This window comes from Paeniroseomonas aquatica (assembly GCF_030409335.1).
In the GTDB taxonomy this organism is placed as follows: domain Bacteria; phylum Pseudomonadota; class Alphaproteobacteria; order Acetobacterales; family Acetobacteraceae; genus Belnapia; species Belnapia aquatica.
Genome location: NZ_JAUFPN010000143.1, coordinates 38,867 through 57,028, shown reverse-complemented (window position 1 = coordinate 57,028; position 18,162 = coordinate 38,867). Strand labels below are relative to the sequence as shown.

The 18,162-nt window shown below is 73.7% G+C and carries 19 protein-coding genes; 12 read left to right on the top strand and 7 right to left on the bottom strand.

Translation table 11 applies throughout. The annotated features are described in order from the left end of the window. Window positions 1–2: 2 nt before the first annotated feature. Both QWZ14_RS13210 and QWZ14_RS13205 read right to left on the bottom strand, forming a co-directional pair. On the bottom strand, window positions 3–587 hold the full coding sequence (locus QWZ14_RS13210) for a DUF882 domain-containing protein (protein ID WP_290317142.1): 585 nt from the start codon (window positions 585–587) through the stop codon (window positions 3–5). 1 nt (window position 588) lies between these two features. Then, window positions 589–2,166 carry a L,D-transpeptidase family protein gene (locus tag QWZ14_RS13205; protein ID WP_290317141.1) on the bottom strand — a complete coding sequence of 526 codons (1,578 nt, stop codon included), beginning with the start codon at window positions 2,164–2,166 and terminating at the stop codon, window positions 589–591. 167 nt (window positions 2,167–2,333) lie between these two features. Between QWZ14_RS13205 and QWZ14_RS13200 the strand changes: the two genes are divergently transcribed. Continuing rightward, the gene (locus tag QWZ14_RS13200) at window positions 2,334–3,677 is read left to right on the top strand and encodes an aspartate aminotransferase family protein (RefSeq protein ID WP_290317140.1); all 1,344 of its coding nucleotides are present in this window, start codon (window positions 2,334–2,336) and stop codon (window positions 3,675–3,677) included. 33 nt (window positions 3,678–3,710) lie between these two features. Continuing rightward, a complete protein-coding gene (locus QWZ14_RS13195; protein ID WP_290317139.1) occupies window positions 3,711–4,490 on the top strand; it encodes an SDR family NAD(P)-dependent oxidoreductase in 780 nt (259 codons plus the stop codon). On the opposite strand, the gene QWZ14_RS13190 is transcribed toward QWZ14_RS13195, so the two are convergent. Further along, window positions 4,491–5,255 (bottom strand): SDR family oxidoreductase, encoded by a 765-nt coding sequence (locus tag QWZ14_RS13190; protein ID WP_290317138.1) that lies wholly within the window; start codon window positions 5,253–5,255, stop codon window positions 4,491–4,493. Window positions 5,256–5,347: 92 nt separating this feature from the next. Continuing rightward, window positions 5,348–5,530, bottom strand: coding sequence for a hypothetical protein (locus QWZ14_RS13185; protein WP_290317137.1), 183 nt, complete (start codon window positions 5,528–5,530; stop codon window positions 5,348–5,350). Between the two features lie 235 nt (window positions 5,531–5,765). Here QWZ14_RS13185 and QWZ14_RS13180 point away from each other — a divergent pair, with 235 nt between their 5' ends. From QWZ14_RS13180 to QWZ14_RS13160, 5 genes are all read left to right on the top strand, one after another. Beyond that, window positions 5,766–6,749 carry a tripartite tricarboxylate transporter substrate-binding protein gene (locus QWZ14_RS13180; protein WP_290317136.1) on the top strand — a complete coding sequence of 328 codons (984 nt, stop codon included), beginning with the start codon at window positions 5,766–5,768 and terminating at the stop codon, window positions 6,747–6,749. Continuing rightward, window positions 6,746–7,894, top strand: a complete 1,149-nt coding sequence (locus QWZ14_RS13175; protein WP_290317135.1) for an iron-containing alcohol dehydrogenase — start codon at window positions 6,746–6,748, stop codon at window positions 7,892–7,894. The genes QWZ14_RS13180 and QWZ14_RS13175 overlap by 4 nt, the downstream gene beginning before the upstream one ends. A 48-nt stretch (window positions 7,895–7,942) precedes the next feature. After that, entirely contained in the window at window positions 7,943–9,430 is a 1,488-nt protein-coding gene (locus tag QWZ14_RS13170; RefSeq protein ID WP_290317134.1) for a phospholipase D-like domain-containing protein, read from the top strand. A gap of 106 nt (window positions 9,431–9,536) precedes the next feature. Continuing rightward, window positions 9,537–10,652 (top strand): LLM class flavin-dependent oxidoreductase, encoded by a 1,116-nt coding sequence (locus tag QWZ14_RS13165; protein WP_290317133.1) that lies wholly within the window; start codon window positions 9,537–9,539, stop codon window positions 10,650–10,652. A gap of 62 nt (window positions 10,653–10,714) precedes the next feature. Next, window positions 10,715–10,930, top strand: coding sequence for a hypothetical protein (locus QWZ14_RS13160; protein WP_290317132.1), 216 nt, complete (start codon window positions 10,715–10,717; stop codon window positions 10,928–10,930). Between the two features lie 31 nt (window positions 10,931–10,961). Here the strand turns inward: QWZ14_RS13160 and QWZ14_RS13155 are convergent, their stop codons facing one another. Next, window positions 10,962–11,324, bottom strand: coding sequence for a winged helix-turn-helix transcriptional regulator (locus QWZ14_RS13155; RefSeq protein ID WP_353959304.1), 363 nt, complete (start codon window positions 11,322–11,324; stop codon window positions 10,962–10,964). 107 nt (window positions 11,325–11,431) lie between these two features. Here QWZ14_RS13155 and QWZ14_RS13150 point away from each other — a divergent pair, with 107 nt between their 5' ends. Continuing rightward, window positions 11,432–11,755 (top strand): nuclear transport factor 2 family protein, encoded by a 324-nt coding sequence (locus QWZ14_RS13150; RefSeq protein ID WP_290317131.1) that lies wholly within the window; start codon window positions 11,432–11,434, stop codon window positions 11,753–11,755. Window positions 11,756–11,764: 9 nt separating this feature from the next. Here QWZ14_RS13150 and QWZ14_RS13145 read toward each other — a convergent pair whose 3' ends face one another. Beyond that, complete coding sequence (locus QWZ14_RS13145; protein WP_290317130.1) at window positions 11,765–13,006, bottom strand: NAD(P)/FAD-dependent oxidoreductase; 1,242 nt, start codon at window positions 13,004–13,006, stop codon at window positions 11,765–11,767. Between the two features lie 17 nt (window positions 13,007–13,023). Further along, complete coding sequence (locus QWZ14_RS13140) at window positions 13,024–13,989, bottom strand: Bug family tripartite tricarboxylate transporter substrate binding protein (RefSeq protein ID WP_290317129.1); 966 nt, start codon at window positions 13,987–13,989, stop codon at window positions 13,024–13,026. A 110-nt stretch (window positions 13,990–14,099) separates the two neighbouring features. Between QWZ14_RS13140 and QWZ14_RS13135 the strand changes: the two genes are divergently transcribed. From QWZ14_RS13135 to QWZ14_RS13120, 4 genes are all read left to right on the top strand, one after another. Beyond that, window positions 14,100–14,981, top strand: coding sequence for a TauD/TfdA dioxygenase family protein (locus QWZ14_RS13135; RefSeq protein ID WP_290317128.1), 882 nt, complete (start codon window positions 14,100–14,102; stop codon window positions 14,979–14,981). Window position 14,982: 1 nt separating this feature from the next. Beyond that, complete coding sequence (locus tag QWZ14_RS13130) at window positions 14,983–15,885, top strand: fumarylacetoacetate hydrolase family protein (RefSeq protein ID WP_290317127.1); 903 nt, start codon at window positions 14,983–14,985, stop codon at window positions 15,883–15,885. Between the two features lie 95 nt (window positions 15,886–15,980). Next, on the top strand, window positions 15,981–16,964 hold the full coding sequence (locus QWZ14_RS13125; RefSeq protein WP_290317126.1) for a Bug family tripartite tricarboxylate transporter substrate binding protein: 984 nt from the start codon (window positions 15,981–15,983) through the stop codon (window positions 16,962–16,964). Between the two features lie 73 nt (window positions 16,965–17,037). Further along, entirely contained in the window at window positions 17,038–18,153 is a 1,116-nt protein-coding gene (locus QWZ14_RS13120) for an Ldh family oxidoreductase (protein ID WP_290317125.1), read from the top strand. Window positions 18,154–18,162: the final 9 nt, after the last annotated feature.

The following is an 18,162-nucleotide window of genomic DNA, read 5'->3' as shown; positions in this document are numbered from 1 at the left end:
GCTCACTGCCAGCGCCGCGCCGGCCCGCAATCCAGGTGCACGAAGCCGTCCCGCCGGTACAGCCCGACGCCGCCGACCTGCAGCTCCGCCGCCAGCCGGGCCAGCCCCAGGCTGTCGCGTCCCGGCAGCCGGACATCCGCCGCCATGCCGGACATGTGCAGGCTGGCCCGCGAGACCCGGCGGGATTCCCGGGCCCGGGCCGCATTGGTCTCCGGCGCCCGGTAGCCGCTGATGACCTGGTAGCCCTCGCTGGCATCCATCTGCCGGGCGACGGTCGCCAGCACGTCGAAGAGCCGCGGGTCCATCGGCGTCGCCTCCTCCATCGAGGGATCGCGGAGGACCCAGTCGAGCTGGCGCAGCGCCTCCCGGTCGTAGCGGCCGTCGCGCCAGTAGGGCCCGTCGAAGACCTCGCCGGTCTGCAGCCGCTGGATGGTCAGGCGGCGCGGCGCGGTGTCCGGCACCTGCGCCCGGGCTCCGGCCGCCGCGGTGCAGGCCAGGCCCAGCGCGGCGCCGAGCAGCCCCCGCCGGGGCAGGATCGTCTCGCCCCCGCCCGTGCAGCACGGGCAGGGCGGCAGGCGGGGCCGCACCTCAGCGCACCCCGGCCGCGCTGCTGGCCACCCGGGTCCGGCTGCTGTCCATCGCCCGCACATAGGCCTCGTCCAGCCCGTAGATGTCCGGCCGCAGCACCACCGTGCCGGCCGCGACCACCGCGGTGGTGTAGTGCAGCCGCACCGGGATGCTGCGCGGCGCCGCGACCCCGGTGGTGACCCGGCTGGCCAGCACCCGTTCCGCCCGCGCCCGGTCCCAGCCCGCCGCCCCCTGCAGCACCGCGTCCAGCAGCTCCATCGGCTTCTCCAGCCGGATGCAGCCGGAGGAGAAGGCGCGGTCCGGGCGGCGGAACAGGTGCCGGTCGGGGGTGTCGTGCATGTAGATGTCCTCGGTATTCGGCATGATGAATTTGATGCGGCCCAAGGCGTTGATATCGCCCGCATCCTGCCGGATGAAGTAGGGAAAGCGCGTCGGGTTCACGCTGGCCCAATCGATGGTGGTCGGATCGATCTCGGTCCGCGCGCCATCGATGAATCCATAGACGCGAAATCCCTTCTCCATCATCGCGCGCGGGTCGCGGCGGAAGCGCGGCAGCAGGTCCTCCCGCGCATTGCGTTCCGGCACGCCCCATTGGGGGTTGAACTGCACCGCGTTGAGCCGCACCCGCAGCATCGGCGTGGCCCGGGCCGGCTTGCCGACGATCACGGCCATGTCAAGCAGCACCCGGCTGGTCCCGCCGGCGCCGGGCTCGGCCAGCACCAGCCGCTGGTGCGGCACGTTGACCTCGATATGCCGCTCGTTCGGCGGCGGCGCCGCCGCCCGGCGCATGTCGAGCGCCGCCCGCAGCTGCCGCAGCGGCACCTCGGCCGGCCGGTTCAGCGCCGCGAAGGTCAGCCGGCCGATCCGCCCGTCCGGCTCCAGCCCCTCGGCGGCCTGGAAGCGCTTCACCGCCGCCTGCAGCGCCTCGTCGTACAGCGCCTCCGCGGCGGCGGGCATGGCCGCCAGCAGCGGGTCGGTCAGCAGCAGCCGGGCGCGCAGCGCCGGCACCCGGACGGGATCCTCGCCGCCCGGCTCCAGCGTATCGGGCCCGGCGGCCGGCACATGCGGGAAGCCGCCGGCCGCGACCCGCGCCCGGGCCAGGGCCAGGGCCCGCTTCAGCACCGCCGCCTCGGGCGGCAGCAGCGCCGCCCGGTCCAGCACCATGGCCGGGTCGGGCGCCGCCGCGAGCGCCGACAGCCAGGGCGCCAGCGGCACCGCCGCGGTGTCCCGCCGCAGGTCGGCCCGGTTCGGCAGCTCCGCCACGCGGCCATGCAGCAGGTCGGTCAGGGCCAGCAGGGCCGACCGGTAGAGCCCGGCCTGCCAGGCCGCCGGATCGCGCTGCGCCAGGGTCTCCGCCGGCACCGCATAGGCGCGCGGGTCCAGCCCGTCCTCGTCCAGCCGCCGCAGCCGGTCGGCCAGGCGCAGCAGCGCCGCGCTATCCGCCGGGGCCGCCGCGGCAAGGGCCGGCCGGGCCAGCCCGCCCGCCGCCAGGCCGCCGGCGAAGAGGCCGGCGGAGAACAGGACGGGCGCGGCGAGGCCGGCGGTCCGGAGGAAGGCGGAGAGGATGATTGCGCGCACGTTCCTTGAATACCGCGTCGGCAACCCAACCGCCAAGGCTTCCTGGCCCCGGGCCACCCCCTTGCGGCGGTTGAGGCCCCCCGTGCAACACTTGACGCCCCGCGGGCGATGGTTGACGCCCGCCGCCCCCCGCGCGAGCCTGCCGGCCCCGCCGCGGAGACGCCAGCATGAGCCCCCTCGACCTCGCCGCCCCGCGCCGCAACAGCGACCTCGACGCCGCCCTGGCCGAAGCGCACGAGGCCTATGCCGCGGCCCGGCCGCGGAGCGCCGCCATCCATGAGAGGGCGCGGGCGGTGATGCCGGGCGGCAATACCCGCAGCGTGCTGTTCTACACCCCCTTCCCCACCGCCATGGTCCGCGGCGAGGGCTGCCGGCTCTGGGATGCCGACGGGCGCGAGTACCTCGACCTGCTCGGGGAATACACCGCCGGCCTGTTCGGCCATTCCGAGACGCGCATCATCGAGGCGGTGAAGCAGGCGCTCGACCGCGGCATCAACCTCGCCTCGGTCGGCGAGGCGGAGCAGGATCTGGCGCGCCTCATCATCGGCCGCTTCCCCTCGATCGAGCTGGTCCGCTTCACCAACAGCGGCACCGAGGCCAACCTGCTGGCCCTGGCCGCGGCGCGGGGCTTCACCGGCCGGACCAAGGTCATGGTGATGCGCGGCGGCTACCACGGCGGGGTGCTGACCTTCGCCACCGAGCAATCCGCGGTGAACCTGCCGATCCCGCTGGCCTTCACCGACTACAACGACCCCGCCGCCGCGACGCGGGACATCCTGGCCGAGGGCTCCCTGCTGGCCGCGGTGCTGGTCGAGCCGATGCTGGGCTCCGGCGGCTGCATCCCGGCCAGCCGCGAGTTCCTGCAGGCGCTGCGCGACGCGACGCGCCAGACCGGCGCGGTGCTCATCTTCGACGAGGTCATGACCAGCCGGCACGGCCCCGGCGGGCTGCAGCAGAGGATGGACGTCATCCCCGACATGACCACGCTCGGCAAGTACATGGCCGGCGGCATGAGCTTCGGCGCCTTCGGCGGCCGGGCCGACATCATGGCGGTCTTCGACGGCCACAAGCCGGGCACCCTGCCGCATGCCGGCACCTTCAACAACAACGTCTGGTCCATGGCCGCCGGCTGCGTGGCGATGGGCGAGATCTTCGACGCCGCGACCGCCGAGGCGCTCTATGCCCGCGGCGAGGCGCTGCGCGACGCGCTCAACGCCGCCTGCACGGCGGCCGGCGTCGGCATGCAGTTCACCGGCCGCGGCTCCATGCTGACGGTACATTTCCGCCCCGGCCCGATCACCGCCCCCTATGCCGCGACGCCGGCCGAGAACGCGCTGCGCGAGCTGTTCTTCTTCGACCTGCTGGCCCAGGGCATCTACCTCGCCCGCCGCGGCATGGCCGCCCTCAGCCTGCCGGTGGGCGAGGCCGACTGCGCCCGCTACGTCGCCGCGGTCGAGGAGTTCGTCGCCGCCCGCAAGCCGCTGCTGGCCGCGGGCGCCGTGCCGGTCTAGCCTGCGCCTCGAGCTCCGGAGACGATGGACACCATGCCGATGCCACCCGCCGTGGTTCGCCGCGCGCCGGCCCAGGGACGCCGGGTCCTGCTGCTGACCGGCGCCTCGCGGGGGATCGGCCATGCCACGGTGAAGGTCTTCTCCGCCGCCGGCTGGCGCGTCATCACCGTCTCCCGCCAGCCCTTCCCCGAGGAATGCCCCTGGGAGATGGGGCCCGAGGACCATATCCAGGCCGACCTCTCGGACGCCGCGGACACGCTCCGCGCCATCGAGGAGATCCGCGAGCGGCTGATCCCGGACGAGGGCCGGCTGGACGCGCTGGTGAACAATGCCGGGATCTCCCCGAAGGGGGCCGGCGGCGCCCGGCTGAACACCATCGATACCCAGATCGACGACTGGAAATGGGTCTTCCAGGTGAACTTCTTCTCCTCGATCATGCTGGCCCGCGGCCTGCTGGAGGAGCTGAAGAAGACCCGCGGCGCGGTGGTGAACGTCACCTCCATCGCCGGCAGCAAGGTGCATCCCTTCGCCGGCGCCGCCTATTCCACCTCGAAGGCGGCGCTCATGTCCCTGACGCGGGAGATGGCGCACGACTTCGGCCCGCTCGGCATCCGGGTGAACGCCATCTCCCCCGGGGAGATCGACACCTCCATCCTCTCGCCGGGCACCGAGAAGATCGTCGAGGAGCAGATCCCGATGCGCCGCCTCGGCAAGCCCGCCGAGGTCGCCAAGGCGATCTACTTCCTCTGCTCCGATGCCAGCTCCTACGTGAACGGCGCCGAGATGCACATCAACGGCGGCCAGCACGTCTGATCAGCGGCCACCCCCCACCGGCAGCAGCGCCCCGGTGACGTAGCTGGCGGCATCCGACAGCAGCCAGAGCACCGCCTCCGCCACTTCCTCGGCGCTGCCGCCCCGCTGCATCGGCACCCCGGCCGAGAGCCGCGCGACGCGCCCCGGCAGGCCCGCCGCCGCATGCAGCTCGGTGTCGATCAGCCCGGGGTTCACCGCGTTCACCCGGATGCCCTCCGTCGCCAGCTCGCGCGACAGGCCGATGGTCAGGGTGTCCACCGCCCCCTTGCTGGCGGCGTAGTGCACCCACTCGCCGCCGCCGCCGATCTCGGAGGCGCGGGAGGAGACGTTGACGATGGCGCCGCCGCGGCCGCCATGCCGCGTCGACATCCGCCGCACCGCCGCCCGGGTGCAGCCGACGGTGCCCAGCACGTTGACCCGCAGCACCTCTTCCCAGACGGCATCGGCGGTCTCGTCCAGCCGTCCGGTCGGGCCGGTGATGCCGGCGTTGTTGACCAGCGCGTCCAGCCGGCCGAAGCGCGCATCGAGGGCGGCGAAGCAGGCCTCCCGGGCCGCGGCATCGCCGGCATCGGCCCGCATCGCCAGCACGCCGGCCCCGGCGGCCTCGGCCGCCGCGGCGGTCGCGGCCGCGCGGGCCGCATCGCCGCGGTAGGTGAAGCCCAGGTCGTAGCCGCGGGCGGCGGCCAGCAGCACCACGGCGGCGCCGATGCCGCGGCCGCCGCCGGTCACCAGCAGCACGGGGCGCGGCGCAGGGGTATCCGTCATCCCCCCAGCCTGCCGCCCGGCGGGGCCCGGTTCAAGCCCGGCCTTCGCCGCGCGCCGCCTCGGCCCAGCCCCGGCCCAGCCCCGGCCCGGACTCAGGAGATCAGCCAGCCGAAGGCCAGGGTGCCGAGCACCACCAGGGCGAGGGCGCGCAGGACATGCAGCAGCTCCCCCTCCCCGGTGCCCTCCTCGGGCTTGGCGGTACGAAGCCGGCGCGGCGGCGGCCGGCGCAGGACCCGGGCCTGGTCATCCTCCGGCGAGAGAATGCGTGGTGCCATGGAGAATCATCCTGAGGGGTAGGGCAAGGCCGGGCCGGGACGCGACCGCGGCCGCCCCTTCCCGGCGGCAGATCATGCCGCGGCGAAACCGTTCCGGAAAAGCATCTTTTACGGTTTCTTAACGCCCGCGCCGGCCCTGGCCCGGCACCGCCGATGCGGGCAGACTGCCGGGCATAACCCGACAAGGGAACGTCCCGACCATGCCCCGCCCCGCCCGTCCGCCGGCCGCCGCCTAATGCGCCGCCGCGCCCTGCTCGCCGCCCCGGCCCTGGCAGTCCCGGGCCTCTCCCGCGCCCAGCCCGCCGGGCCCCTGGCCTGGCCCGCCGCCCGGCCCATCCGCCTGGTCATCGGCTTCCCGCCCGGCGGCTCGGCCGATTTCCTCGCCCGCAGCCTGGCCGACCCGTTGGGGCGCGAATTCGGCCAGACCATCCTGATCGACAACCGCCCCGGCGCCGGCTCCAACATCGCGACCGAGCACGTCGCCCGGGCCGAGCCCGATGGCTATACCCTGCTGCTCGGCGGCAATTTCAGCCATTGCGTGAACCCGGCCATGTTCCGCCGGGTCGCCTTCGACCCCATCGCCGACTTCACCCCCATCACCCAGCTCAGCGACATCCCGACCATCATCGCGGTGAACCCGGCCAGCGGCATCCGGACGCTCGCCGAGCTCATCGGGCGCATCCGCGCGACGCCCGGCCGCTGGAACTACGGCACGCCGGGCATCGGCACGCCGAGCCACCTCGCCGGCGCCATGTTCACGAGGGCGACGGGCCTCGAGCTCACCCATGTCGCCTTCCGCGGCGGGGCGCCCTCGCTCACCGCCATCCTCGCCGGCGACATCGAGATCATCATCGGCACCCCGCCGGTGGTCCTGCCGCATGCCCGGGCCGGGCGGCTGACCGCGCTGGCCATGACGACGGCCGCCCCCTCCCCGGTCATCCCCGATGTCCCCGGCGCCGCGGCCGCCGGCCTGCCGGCGCTCGACATCGCCGGCTGGTACGGGCTGTTTGCCCCGGCGAAGCTGCCCCCCGCCATCCGCGACCGGATCTTCGCCGCCACCGCCGCCGCCCTGGCGATGCCGGCGGTGCGCGACCGCTTCGCCCAGGAAGGGCTGCAGGCCATCGCCAGCCCCGACCCCGACCACTTCGCCGCCTTCGTCGCCCGGGAGATCCCCTTCTGGGCCAAGGTCGTGCAGGACGCAGGAGCCACGGCGGAATGAGCACGCATCTCCACACCTGGCCGGCGCAGCAGCGGGTCCGCCACGGCCTGCCGGTGGACCAGGCCCTGCCGCCCGAGCTGGCCGACTGCCGGCGCGTCGTCCTCGTCACCACCCGCTCGCTGGCGCAAAGCCGCATCGCCGCCGCCGCCCGCGCCGCCATCGGCCCGAAGCTCGCGGGCGAGACCTCGGCCATGCGCGCCCATTCCCCGGTCGAGGACGTGCTGGCCCTCGCCGCCCTGCTGCGGGAGACCGAGGCCGACCGCGTCGTCGCGCTCGGCGGCGGCAGCGTCATCGACGGCGCCAAGGTCGCCTGCGCCGCGGTCTGGCAGGGCGTGACCGATGCCGCCGGGCTGACCGGCCTCGCCGTCTCGCGCGGGGCGCAGCCGCTCGGCTGGGACGCCGCCTCCCCCAGCCCGCGCATCACCGCCATCCCGACCACGCTCTCGGCCGCCGAATTCGCCCCGCATGCCGGCTACACCGACCTCGCCGAGGGCCGGAAGTACCGCGCCCTGCACCCGATGCAGGTCCCGGTCGCGGTGGTGCTCGACCCGGCGGCGACGCTCGAGACGCCGGCCGAGCTGCTGCTCTCCTCCGGCATCCGCGCGACGGACCACGCGGCGGAACGCCTTTGCGCGCTCGAGCGCGCGCCCTTTTCGGATGCCGTCTCCCGCCAGGCGCTGGAGATGCTGAGCGTCGCCCTGCCCGCGATCCGCGCCAGGCCGGAGGACCTGGCGGCGCGGGGCATGGCGCAGCAGGCGATGTGGCTTTCGGTCATGGGCGGCTGGGCCAATGTGGCGGTCGGGGCCAGCCATGGCATCGGCTATATCCTCGGCGCCGCCCGCGGCGTGCCGCATGGCATCACCTCCTGCCTCGGCCTGCCGGCGGTGATGCAATGGAACGCGCCGGTGAACGCCGACCGCCAGGCGGTCATCGCCGGCATCCTCGGCGGGGCCACCGGCGCCGAGGCGCTGCGCGGCTTCATCCGCGGCCTCGGCCTGCCCACCACCCTGGCCGAGGTCGGCATCGGGGCGGAGGAAATCCCCGGCCTCGCCGCCCGCTGGGACGGCGGCCCGCCGATCGCCACCAACCCCCGCCCGGTCACCGGGCCGGAGGATGTGGCCGCCATCCTCCGCCTGATGGCGTGACACGTGGATGTTAAGTGCCGCGGTCCGCAAGCGGTGAAAATGGGAGGCATGCAGCTTTCTTCCCGCGCCATGCTCGCCTCGCCGCAGCCGATCCTGCAACCGGGCCATAATTGCTGGCGGATCGTGCAGGCCGACCGCGCCGCGGTGATCGTGGATGCGGCGGATTACTTCCGCCACGTCCGCGCCGCCATGCTCCGCGCCGAGCGCCGCATCATGCTGATCGGCTGGGATTTCGACGCGCGCATCAGCCTGTTGCCGGGCGATGCCTCGCCGGATGCGCCGGACCGGCTGGGCGACTTCATCCTCTGGCTGGTGGAGCGCCGGCCGGGGCTCGAGATCTTCCTGCTGCGCTGGGACGTCGGCAGCGTGAAGACCATCTTCCGCGGCACCACCCTGCTGACCCTGTTCCGCTGGATGCGGCACCCGCGCATCACCGTAAAGCTGGACGGGGCGCATCCGCCGGCCGCCTCGCATCACCAGAAGATCGTGGTGCTGGACGACTGCCTGGCCTTCTGCGGCGGCATCGACATGACCGCCGACCGCTGGGACACCAGCGAGCACCGCGACGACGAGCCGCGCCGCGCCACGCCGGGCGGCGCCCAGCACCCGCCCTGGCACGATGCGACGACCGCGCTGGAAGGCCCCGCCGCCGCCGCCCTCGGGGAGCTGGCGCGCGACCGCTGGCAGGCCGCCGGCGGCCCGCCGCTGGCGCCGGTCACCGGCCGGTCGGCCTGCTGGCCCGAGGGGCTGGTACCGCAATTCCATGCCGTCGACGTCGGCATCGCCCGCACCATGCCGGAGCTGAACGAGGCACCCGGCACCCATGAGATCGAGCGGCTCTACCTCGACCTGATCGCCTCGGCGCGCCGCTGCATCTATGCCGAGAGCCAGTACTTCGCCTCCCGCCGCATCGCCGAGGCCATCGCCCGGCGGCTGGCCGAGCCCGACGGCCCGGAGATCGTGCTGGTCAACCCGCTGACGGCGCAGGGCTGGCTCGAGCCGATCGCCATGGACAGCGCCCGTGCCCGGCTGTTCGAGGCGCTGCGCCGGCTCGATACCCACCGGCGCTTCCGCATCTACCATCCCGTCACCGCGCAGGGGCAGCCGATCTATGTCCATGCCAAGGTGCTGGTCGTGGACGACCGGGTGCTGCGGGTCGGCTCCTCGAATATGAACAACCGCTCGATGCGGCTCGATACCGAATGCGACGTGGTCATCGACACGGCGCAGCCCGGCAATGCCGAGGCCGGGCCGCGGATCGTCGCGGTGCGCGACGCCCTGCTGGCCGAGCATCTGGGCACGGAGGCCCAGGTGGTGGCGGAGCGCATCGCCGCCGGGGGCTCGCTGATCGGCGCCATCGAGGCGCTCCGCTCCGGGGGCCGCAGCCTCCGCCCCTACGAGACGCCGGACCTCGGCGCGGTCGAGGCCTGGCTGGCCGACAACGAGGTGCTGGACCCGGAGGGCCCGGGCGAGATGTTCGAAAGCCTGAGCAAGCGCGGCCTGTTCCGCCGCTTCAGGCTCTGGCGCCGCCGCTGAGGCAGAACCCCGGCCCGGCCGGCGATTTCCCGCTTGCACCGGCGCCGCAACCGGCGCGAGCATCCCCCCTGAACCGGCGCCAAGCCGGAGCCTGAGGAGGGACAGCATGGAATTCGGTTACTTCATGATGCCGTCGCATCCCCCGGAACGCGGCCTGAAGGAAGGCCACGACTGGGATCTCGGCGTGCTCCGCTGGCTCGACGAGCTGGGCTTCTCCGAAGCCTGGGTCGGCGAGCACCACACCGCCCCCTGGGAGCCGCACCCCGCCCCCGACCTGCTGATCGCCCAGGCGCTGCGCGAAACCACCCGGCTGCGGATGGGCCCGGGCGGCTTCCTGCTGCCCTACCACCACCCGGCGGAGCTGGCCAACCGCGTCGCCATGCTGGACCACCTCTCGGAAGGCCGGCTCAACTTCGGCATCGCCGCCAGCGGCCTGCCCAGCGACTGGGCCATGTTCAACGTCGACGGCATGTCCGGCACCAACCGCGAGATGACGCGGGAGGCCCTCGACATCATCCTCAGGCTCTGGTCGGCGACCGAGCCCTTCCACTACGACGGCAAGTACTGGAAGGTCGACCGGCCGGAGACGATGTTCGGCTTCCTCAAGCCGCACATCAAACCGCTGCAGGCGCCGCACCCGCCGATCGGCGTCGCCGGGCTGTCGAAGAATTCCGACACGCTGAAGATGGCCGGCGAGCACGGCTTCCTGCCGATGAGCCTCAACCTCAACCCCGGCTATGTCACCAGCCACTGGGACAGCGTCGAGGCCGGCGCCCGCAAGTCCGGCCGCACCGCCAACCGCAACGACTGGCGCCTGGTGCGCGAGGTCTTCGTCGCCGATACCGACGAGGAGGCCTGGCGGCTCTCGGTCGGCTCCATGATGGGCCGCATGATGGGCGACTACTTCCTGCCGCTGCTGTCGAACTTCGGCTTCAAGGAATACCTCAAGCACAGCCCCGAGGTGCCGGACAGCGACGTCACGGTGGAATACTGCGCCCGCCGCAACTGGCTGGTCGGCTCGCCGAAGACCGTCGCCGAGCGGCTGGAGGCGATCTACGAGGAGGTCGGCGGCTTCGGCCAGCTGCTGGTCTTCGGCTTCGACTACCAGGACAATCCTGCCGCCTGGAAGAACTCGCTGCGGCTGCTGCAGCAGGAGGTGCTGCCGCGGGTCGCCCACCTGACGCCGAAGGCGCCGGCGGCGGCCCTCGCGGCGGCGCAGTGACGCCGGGGCGGGTCCGGCACGCCGCCCTTGCCCGGGGCCGGCCGGCAGGGCATGTCTGGCGGATGAAAACGCACCTCGCCGCCGCCCTGCTGCTGACCCTCGCGCTGTCCGCCTGCGGCCCCGGCGGCCTGCAGGCGGGGGGCGAGTACTCCGGCCAGCCCGATACTGTCATCGGCAACACCGAGAAGAACATGGCGACCGGCGCCGTCACCAGCGAGGGCAGCATCTACGTCCGCCGCCAGGGCTACATGACGACGCCGGCCGACCGGCTGCGCTGAGGGATCGGCGCCGGGCGGCCCGGACCGGGGCCTAGCCGGCGCCGGCCCGGCCCTCGCGCCGCTCCGCCCACTGCAGCAGCGCATCCAGGGCCGGACACAGCGATTGCCCCCAGTCGGTGAGCCAGTACTCCACCCGGGGCGGCACCTCGGGATACACCCTCCGGGCGACGATGCCGTCCTGCTCCAGCTGGCGGAGCTGCTGGATCAGCATCTTCTGCGACACCGCCGGGATGGCCCGCTCCAACTCCGAGAAGCGCCGCACCTGGCCGCCGAACAGGTGGAACAGGATCTCCAGCTTCCACCGCCCCTCCAGCATGCCGATGGCGCCGGCGATCCCGGCGGCGGCCGAGGCCGGGGTGTGGGCCGCGGGCTCACCTACGGGTAAGGACCCCACTTTTTCGTTCGTTCTTGCCATGCCCGGATCTGGGCCCGATCTGCCGGGGACCGCAAGGCGCGACGTCGCATGCCGTCCCCACTTGCCGTCCCCAAAGGAGATCCCGCATGACCGGCCTGCCCCCCGCCATCGCCGCCTTTTTCGCCACCGAGGCCAGCACCGAGGCCGCGGCGCTGGGGGCCTGCTTCGCCGCCGATGCCGAGGTGCATGACGCGGCCCAAGACCATCGCGGCCGCGCCGCGATCATCGCCTGGCGCCTCGCCACCCAGGCGGCGACGCCCTTCGCCACGCGGGTGCTGGACTGGCACGAGGAGGCCGGGCGCATCCTGGTCGCCGCCGAGGTCGCCGGGCGCTTCCCGAACAGCCCGGTCCGGCTGCGGCAGGCCTTCACCTTGGACCGGGGGCTCATCGCCGCGCTGGATATCCGCTGAGGCGATCGCTCAGCCGAAGCGCTCCACCGCATAGGGCGCGAGGTCGAGGTTCGGCGCCGGGCCCAGCATCGCCTGGGCGAGCAGCGCCCCGGTCGGCGCCGAGCCGGTCAGCCCGAGGTGCCCATGGCCGAAGGCGCACCAGAGCCCCGGCCAGCGCTGCACCGGCCCGAGCACCGGCAGGCTGTCCGGCAGGCAGGGGCGGTGGCCCATCCAGTGCTCGCCGGCCCCCTCGGTCCGCGCCTGCGGGAAGACCATCGCCAGGTCGCGCAGCAGCAGCGCGGCCCGCCGCGGCGTCGGCGGGTGCTCGAGCCCGCCGAATTCCACCGTCCCGGCCAGCCGCAACCCATGCTCCATCGGCGAGATGAAGGCCTTGCGGTCCGAGGGCACCACCGGCCGCTGCAAGGAAATCCCGGCATCCGGCAGCATGACGTGGTAGCCGCGCTGGGTCTCGAGCGGCACGTCGATGCCGAGCGGCCGCAGCAGCCGCCCCGACCAGGCCCCCGCCGCCAGCACCACCCGGTCGGCCGGCTCCGCCCCCGCCGCGGTCATCACCCCGGTCACCCGCCCGCCCTCGGTGGTGATGGCCTGCACCGCCTCCCGCCGGATGCGCCCGCCCAGGCGTTCGACGCCGCGCGCCACCACCTCCGCCTGGCGCTGCGGATTGATGCTGCTGCCCTGCTCCGGGATGAAGAGGCCGAGCTGGTAGTCGCCGCGCACATCCGGCTCCAGCTCCTGGATGGCGCCGAGGCCGTCGAGGAATTCCACCCGCATCCCGTGCTGCTGCCGCAGCGCCCAGCCGCCGGCATCCTTCTGGAACTGCGCCCGGTCGCGGTAGAGGTAGAGCTGCCCGGTCTCCCGGATCAGGTCGAGCGCGCCCTCCTCGGCCAGGATCAGCCGGTGCTGCTCCATCGCCCCGAACAGGAGCCCGGCCAGCGCATCGGCGATCGCCTCCACCCGCGCCGGCCGCGCGCTGGCCACGAAGCGCAGCAGCCAGGGCGCCGCCTTGAGCGCATAGCGCGCCGGGATATGCAGCGCCCCGTCGGGGTCGAGCAGCATCTGCGGCACCTGGCGCAGCACCCCCGGCATGGCCAGCGGCGCGACCGAGCCGGCGCTGATCGCCCCGGCATTGCCCGAGGAGGCGCCCGAGCCCGGCGCCTCCCCGTCCAGCACCAGCACCTCGGCCCCGCCGCGCGCCAGATGCCAGGCCACGCAGAGCCCGACGATGCCGGCCCCGGCCACGATCACCCGCATCCCGTCATCCCGTCCCGCTATTCCGGCTGCACATTGCCCCGCCGGGCGATCGCCGCCCAGCGGGTCTGCTCGGCGGCGATGTAGCGCCGGGCCGCCGCGGCATCGGCCCCGACCGGCTCCAGCCCGCGCTCGCGCAAGGCGTCCGCGAGGGCCTCTCCCATCGCCTGCCGCACCGCCGCGCCGAGCCGGGCCTGGATCGCCTCCGGCACCCGCGCCGGCGCGACGAGGGAGGCCCAGGTGCCGCCCAGCAGCCAGGGCATCCCCGCCTCGGCCGTGGTCGGCACGCCGGGCACCGCCGCCGCCCGGGTCGCCCGGCAGAGCGCCAGGGCCCGCAGCTTCCCGGTGCCGAGATGCGGCAGCGCCGCCGGGATGGTGTCGAAGCTGAACTGCACCTGCCCGGCCAGCAGGTCGGCGGTGAGCGGCGCCGAGCCGCGGTAGGGCACGTGCGTCACCTCGATCCCGGCCTCGGCCTTCAGCAGCTCCCCCAGCAGGTGCGGCGCGGTGCCGGTGCCGAAGGAGCCGTAGTTCAGCGTCCCCGGCCGCGCCCGGGCCAGCGCCACCAGCGCGGCCAGGCTATCGGCCGGCAGCGCCCCGTTCACCAGCACCAGGAAGGGCTGCTCGGTCAGCAGCGCGATGGGGGCGAAATCCTCCGGCGCGTAGGGGATGCTGCGCAGCGTCGCCCGGGCGATGGCCATCTCGCCGGAGGCGCCGACCAGCAGGGTATGGCCATCGGGCGCCGCCTTCGCCACCGCATCGGCGCCCAGCGTGCCGCTCGCCCCCGGCCGGTTCTCGACGATCACCGGCTGGCCGAGGCTGCGCCCCAGCCGCTCCGCCAGCAGCCGCGCCACCACGTCGGTGCTGCCGCCGGCGGGGTAGCCGACCACCAGCCGCACCGGCCGGCTCGGGTAGTCCGCCTGCGCGCCCGCCGGCCGCCCCAGCGGCAGGAACGCCGCCGCCAGCGCCGCCCGTCGTCCGATCCGCATCGCCGCCCCCCCCTGTTCTGCTTGGGGTCGATGCTCCGCCGCACCGGTGCCGGGCGCAAGCTTGACCGCACCGGCGGGGCGGCCAATTCTCGGGCCCGGAGGAAGCCATCATGCGTATCACGCCAAACAACGCCGGCCTCGGCGCCCGCATCGAGGGCATCGACCTGGCCCGGCCGCTCAGCCCCGGGGATTACCGCACGCTGCTGCGGTCGCTCGGCCAGTACGGCGTGCTCTGCTTCCCCGGCCAGGACCTCGGGGCGCCGCAGCTCTCGGCCTTCGGCAGCCGCTTCGGCGACCTCGAGGTGAATGTCGCCAACCTCTTCCACGCCCCGGACCACCCGGAGGTGATGATCCTGTCGAACAAGCGGGATGCCGAGGGCAAGCCCATCGGCCTGAACGACGCCGGCCAGGGCTGGCACACCGACATGTCCTATTCGACCGAGATCGCGCTGGCCAATGCGCTGCACGCCAAGCAGGTGCCGCTGCGCGACGGCCGGCCGCTCGGCGACACCCAGTTCCGCAACATGCACGCCGCCTACGACGACCTGCCGCCCGAGGTGGTGGAACGGCTCGAGGGCCGCGTCGCCATCCACGACTTCGAGAAATTCTGGGACGTCATGCGCATGCGCCCGGGGAGCATCCGCGGCCCGCTGACCCCGGCGCAGAAGGCGAAGAAGCCCCCCGTCCCGCAGCCGGTCTTTCGCCTCCATCCCATCACCGGCCGCCGCGTGCTGTATTGCAACCCCGGCTACGCCATCCGGATCGAGGGCCTGGAGCGCGCCGAGAGCGACGCCATGCTGGAGTATCTCTTCCGCCACCAGGCGCAGGAGAAATACCTCTACAGCCACGCCTGGACGCCGGGCGACCTGCTGATGTGGGACAACATCGGCACCTGCCACAACGCCGTCGCCGACTACCGCGCCGACGAGCCGCGCTACATCCTGCGGGTGCAGGTGATGGCGACCCTCGACTACGCCGCCCTGGCCGCCTGAGATGAAGCTCGCCACCTTCGCCGCCGATGGCGCGGCCTGGACCGGCGCGGTCCTCGGCGATGCCATCGTGGCGCTGCAGCCGGCGCTCGATGCCGCCTGCAGCGCCTCCGACCAGCCGGCCGAATGGCTGCCGGTCGACCTGCGCGGCCTGCTCGCCGCCGGCGAGGCCGCGCTGGTCTCGGCCGCCCGGGCGGTGGCCTTCGCCGCCCGGCCGGAGAATGCGGCGCTGCGCCGGCCGCTGGCCGGCGTCACCCTGCTGGCGCCGCTCGCCCCCGGCAAGATCCTCGGCGTCGGCCGCAACTATGCCGACCACGCCAGGGAAGTCGGCGGGCCGGCGCTGACGGCGCCGCGCATCTTCCTGAAGCCCACCTCCGCGGTCTGCGGCCCCGGCAGCGTGGTGGCCATCCCCCCCAGCGTCACCAAGCCGGACTGGGAGGCGGAGCTCGCGGTCGTCATCGGCCGCACCGCCTGGCAGGTGGACGAGGGCACCGCGCTCGACCACGTCGCCGGCTATACCGTGCTGAACGACATCTCCGCCCGCGAATTCCAGTTCGACCAGCCGCTGGCCATGACCAGCTTCGCCAAGGGCCTCGACGGCTTCTGCCCGCTCGGCCCGTATCTCGTCACCGCCGACGAGGTGGGCGAGCCCTGGCAGCTCGGGCTGCGCGCTTGGCTGAACGACGAGCTGGTGCAGGAGGGCAATACCCGGGACCTGATCTTCAGCGTCGCCGCGCTGATCGCCTACCTGTCGCGCTACATGGCGCTGCAGCCGGGCGACGTCATCGCGACGGGCACGCCGGCCGGCTCCGGCCACTTCCGCAGCCCGCCGCGCTACCTGCGCCCGGGCGACCGGATGCGGCTGGAGGTCGAGAGGGTCGGCGTGCTGGAGCACGGGATCGCGTAAGGCGAGAGGGGCGCTGCCCCTCTCGACGCCCCGCCGGAGGCCGAAGGGCCTCTGGACACCATGAGCAAGACGTCGCGTCCTCGGGGGAAACATCCATGAAAAATCTGATCGCGGCCGCGATGGCGGCGCTTGCCATCGGCACGGCCCAGGCGCAGCCGCGCGCGCCGGGCACCGACTACCCGTCGCGTCCGGTGCGCATCGTCGTGGCGCTGGCCCCCGGCGGCAATGCCGACATCAACGCCCGCGTCGTGGCGACCCAGCTCAGCCAGCAGATCGGGCAGCAGTTCATCGTCGAGAACCGCCCCTCCGGCGGCGGCACCGTCGCCTTCGAGACCGTCGCGGCGACGCCGCCCGACGGCTACACCCTGCTGGTCGGGGCGCTGGGCTCCCACACGCTCAACGTCGGCCTCTACGGCGACCGGCTGCGGGTCCATCCGCTGACCGGCGTGGACCACATCACCATCAGCAGCCATTCCGCCGTCGCCGTTGCGGTGCATCCCTCGCTGGGCGTCCGCACGCTCGCCGAATTCGCGGCGCTGCTGAAGGCCAATCCCGGCAAGTACGACTACGGCTCCTCCGGCAACGGCACCACCGGGCATATCGCCGGCGCGATGCTGGTGAACCTGCTCGGCGTCGAGGCGCAGCACGTCCCCTACCGCGGCTCCGCCGCCGCCTTCGCCGACCTCGCCGCCGGCCGCACCGCCTTCCAGGCCGATACCATCTCCTTCCTGGCGGAGCCGCTGAAGGCCGGCATCGTGCGCGGCATCGTCATCGCCACGCCCGAACGCTCCCCCATGGCGCCCGAGCTTCCGACCAGCGCCGAGGCCGGGCTGCCCGCCTACCAGGCGACCACCTGGACGCCGTGGTCCACCACCCTCGGCACGCCGCTGCCCATCCGCCAGTTCCTCTACGAGCAGATCGCCGAGGCGCTGCGCCAGCCGGCGGTGCGGGACCGGCTGACCGGCCTCGGCAATACCATCCCGGAGGGCATGACGCCGGAGCGGACGCGGGACTTCATCGCCTCCGAGATCGAGCGCTGGGTGCCGATCGTCCGGGCGACCGGTGCCCGCGTCGACTGACCCCCCGGAACCGCAACCCCAGACAGGAAAGGACGGGCCCGGGGCGGGACAGCCCTCGGCCTGCACGCAAGCCATGGCCAAGAACGTCACCACCGGCCGCCCCGTCCCCGCCGAGGCCATCCGCGCCCAGATCACCGCCATCCTCACCGCCTGGGGCATGCCCGCCGACCATGCCGCGACCACCGCCGGCATCATGGTCGAGACCGACCTGATGGGCGTCGACAGCCACGGCCTCTCGATGCTGATGACCTACGAGGACGGGGTGCGCGAGAGCCGCATCCGGATCGCCGCCCAGCCCAAGGTGCTGCGCGACACCGGCCCGACGGCCCTGCTTGATGGCGCCGACGGCCTCGGCCATCCGGTTTCGGCCATGGCGATGAACCTCGCGGTCGACAAGGCGAAGCAGTTCGGCGTCGGCGTGGTCGGCGTGGTCAACAGCCACCACTTCGGCGCCGCCGGCGCCTATGCCCGGATGGCGTCCGCCCGCGGCGTCATCGGCATGGTCACCTCCTCGACCCGCGGCGTCACCATGGTGCCGACCCGCGGCGCCATGCCGGTGCTCGGCACCAACCCGCTGGCCTTCGCCGCGCCGGCCACGCGAAACCCCGCCTTCGTGCTGGACATGGCGACCACGACGGTCGCCGCCGGCAAGGTGAAGGTGCATCACCTGAACGACGCCCCGCTGCCGGAAGGCTGGGTGGTCGACGGCGCCGGCCAGGGCGTCTCGGACCCGCATGAGGGCAACGCCTTCGTCTTCGACCGCCCCGAGGGCGGCATCACCCCGGTGGGGGGCACGGAATCCAAGGGCAGCGCCAAGGGCTACGGCCTGGCCATGCTGGTGCACATCCTCGGCGGCACACTGGTCGGCGCCAGCTTCTCGCCCATCCGCAACCGCACCCAGAAGCCCGGCCAGCCGCACAACATCGGCCACTTCTTCCTGGCCCTCGACCCCGCCGCCTTCCGCGACCCCGGCGCCTTCGAGAGCGACCTCGACGACGCCCTCGACGTGCTGCACGCGACGCCGCCGGCCGACCCGGCCGAGCCGGTGATGGTCGCGGGCGAGCCGGAGGACATCATGCGGGCCCGGCGCCTGGCGGAGGGCGTGCCGGTGCCGGACAGCCTGGACCTGCTGATCCGCGGCATCTGCGAACGTGCCGGCGCGCCCTACCTGCTGCGCCCCAACCGCTAGGCGCTACGC